Origin of the sequence: Caballeronia sp., assembly GCF_049581465.1 — a bacterium.
Taxonomy (GTDB): domain Bacteria; phylum Pseudomonadota; class Gammaproteobacteria; order Burkholderiales; family Burkholderiaceae; genus Caballeronia.
Map to the genome: position 1 here is coordinate 1 of NZ_JBAUSA010000191.1, position 3,065 is coordinate 3,065.

The 3,065-nt window shown below is 57.1% G+C and carries 2 protein-coding genes and 1 pseudogene; all 3 read left to right on the forward strand.

Features of this window, described 5'->3' with window-relative positions:
* A partial coding sequence (locus WCA53_RS04790) for a DUF4148 domain-containing protein (RefSeq protein ID WP_423906164.1) occupies window positions 1-243 on the forward strand: 243 nt, incomplete at its 5' end.
* Between the two features lie 1,479 nt (window positions 244-1,722).
* Window positions 1,723-2,466 (forward strand): DUF4239 domain-containing protein, encoded by a 744-nt coding sequence (locus WCA53_RS04795; RefSeq protein WP_423906168.1) that lies wholly within the window; start codon window positions 1,723-1,725, stop codon window positions 2,464-2,466.
* 235 nt (window positions 2,467-2,701) lie between these two features.
* A pseudogene (locus WCA53_RS04800) lies at window positions 2,702-2,923 on the forward strand (hypothetical protein); the annotation flags it as partial.
* Window positions 2,924-3,065: the final 142 nt, after the last annotated feature.

Sequence of the window (3,065 nt, forward strand, 5' to 3'; positions counted from 1 at the left end):
ATCTCAGCAATCATTGTTTCGGCAGTCTTCGCAGTTCCCGTCGCGTCCTCCGCCCAGTCGAACCAACCGGTGACGCGTGCGCAAGTGCGTGCGGAACTCATCCAACTCATAAAGGCCGGTTATAACCCGGCGACCGCGAACAAGTATGACTACCCGGCTGAGATCCAGGCTGCAGAAGCGCGCGTGGCTGCGCAAAACGGGGCCACCCGCCATGGCCCGGCGGTCAGTGGATCGTCGCAGTGAGGAGGCTCCGAAGGCGTTGATAGTTGCGCACAACGTCAGCGCCGATTGCATGTTCGATCGACAAGGGCCTGTTGACAATCAGCAGGGCCAGATGAAAGCGGCGGAGACCGCGACGAATGATGAGAGTCGTTCGGACAACTTGTCGTAGCGGGTAGGCACGCGACGGATTTGTTTCATCAATTCGCACACGCCAATTCCAGCGCAAAGGCTGCGGCCGCTCGGACCAAAACGGGCTCAACCGTACCTGTATTCGGACGATGTTGTGTGACCGGCGTTTGTACTCGGAAAGTCTAGCCCATTACCCCGTTATTACGATAACTATGCGTATCTTAGGGGCCCGGTTTTTCCGACCGTAATTGCCTCGACGCAATTCGCACCGCGCGTACATTGACAGGATCGTACAAGTGACCGCATCCGTGCCGCCATTTCTTTTGCCGAATCAACACATGGAGCCGAAGCCTAGACTCGCGATGCGAAGACAGATTTAATTCGGACTCTGAAAAATTGACACTTTAATTGCCTCTACGCCATTCGATTCTTGACGGCAACGCCGACTAACGGCGGTCAGTCATCGCATCGAGCAAGGGGGCCCCGGATGAGTATGGGACAGCTCGATCGCCCCGGCTAACGCCAGAGGACCGATCGATGGCGGCCCACTCCGCCAGTTTAACGTCGGACCGGGTTCGGCCAGGAACGGACGATGGCCGCAAGGGCTTAAATCGTTAACAATTGGGCGCGACGTCGGGTCCGCGTGGCAGTGAAAACGTAGCCGACAAGATCGCCCCCTCACAGCGGCGCTAGAATTCGGTTTTCTATCCGTCAAATCTATAGATGACGCACTTATACGATAAGACCAGAGCGCTGGCGAGATATCTTGTCGACGCCGGTTTCGGGCGGCACGCAGAGCAACTCCTAGCTGCGCTGTCCGAAGGATTGACCGGAACGGAGATTTTTATGATCTTGCGTTCTCGTAGAACGCATTAAAGATGTCACGTTGCGACGATAAAGTCGTCAACGCCGGACTTCGGAGCACCCCAATAGCGTAGCGAGCCATACTCGGTATGAGTTTGCAGGACGCGAAATAAAGCCGTCACTTCGCTCTTGAGACGCGGCCTTCGACGCACGGTCGCCGACGGCGGTCGAGGAACACTGCGGCCGACCTATGCCAGCCGCATCGGGCGGCGCGTGTTAAGGGTTGTCCAACGCCTAACAATAGCAGTCGATCCAGTCCACGCGGCATGACGCACAGGACCTCACGCGTTCGCACGACGCTTGCGGGAGACGGGCCATCCAATGCCGAGGGGATATGTTGTTCGGCCATCACGGCGCAACGTGGTCGAGCGCACAGACTACCGATGGAGCTTCGTGGTTTGGTTGAGGGGTTTGGACTCCTCGCCCCACCAGGAATATCTCGTTCGGACTGCGCACTGCGCAACCACAATGATGAGTACATGGGTACATGAGCTGCCGTTATGGTTGATGGCACTTGTCACTTTCGGTGCAATATTTCTCTTGGGCGCGACCATCCATTTCGTCACCGGATGGCTTGCTGCCGGTCGATATGGGCGATCATTCAAGGCAATTTCGCCCGGTCTGCTTTCTCCACTCGGCATCATCTTCGGCTTATTTATCGCCTTCACGGCCTCGCAGGTCTGGAACGATACAGCGCGCGCCAATGTCGCGGTCGCCACTGAAGCGAGTGCGCTGCGATCGGTTATTGTCATGTCTGCCGTTTTGCCAACTGAAGCCCAGACCGAACTGCGAAGCATGGTCCGAGACTACATCCAGTACACCGCGACGACTGAATGGCCGCTCGTGGCGAAGGGAGCCGTCACACTTAATGTTAGTCCTCCCACGCTGAACAACGCTCTGAAGTTCACGCTATCCCTGCCAGTCGTTACGCCCGGACAGCAGACGGCGCAGCGCGAGGTCGCGGCGTCCCTGCAGCATGCTCTCGAAGTGCGTCGCGAGCGTATCCTGATCAGTCGCAGCGAAGTGAATAGTGTCAAATGGTTATGCCTGGCGTTTCTGGCGGTGTGCCTGCTGTTCGCCATCGCGTTCGTTCATTGCGACAACCGGCTGACATCTGCCGTGGCAATCGGTCTGTTTTCGGCCGCACTCGCCACAACCGTTTTGCTCATCCTCTCCCACGATCGGCCCTTTACAGGAGAAATCGCGCTGACGCCGGAGCCGCTGCTGCAGGTGATGCCTGAGAATCACTGACCGTTGATGGCGCCGCACCGATAAACGCGGGGGCCGAACTTTGGTCACGGTTGAAACGGCGGGTGTCCAATCGCGGTGTAGTATTTCACCGTGACCACGTCATTACCCGCCCTCGACGGTGTGCAAAATTAACGCATCCATGACAAGGACAGCAAACTGATTAAAAGACTGGAAGCCGCTCCGGCGATACCTATGGTGCGCCGCCGGTTGCGACGGCATGAATCGGAGATACGTCATGTCAGCTGAGTGGAAGCGCCGCTTCCGGCTGTTTATCCAGCGTTTCTGGCAGCCGACCAGTGCGTGCCTGACCTGCATGCCGGGGAGTTGGGGCAATATCATGAGCCTTGGCCACTGGACGATTGCACTCCATATAGGTCTGCTCACCGGACTCCTGGCTGTACTTTTGACTTTCACGCCTGCGGCGAAGCTCTACGCGAATCGATACGGCAATTCGCTGGGGTTCTGTCGCGATAAGGCCATCTTGATGAGCCGACCCGAAATGACAAGGACTGCTCACATAACCATCGAATAAAACGGTTTTGTCGCGGTAAGGGGAAGATGGCGAACGAACGGCAGTATAAGTAGGACTGCTTATGTTG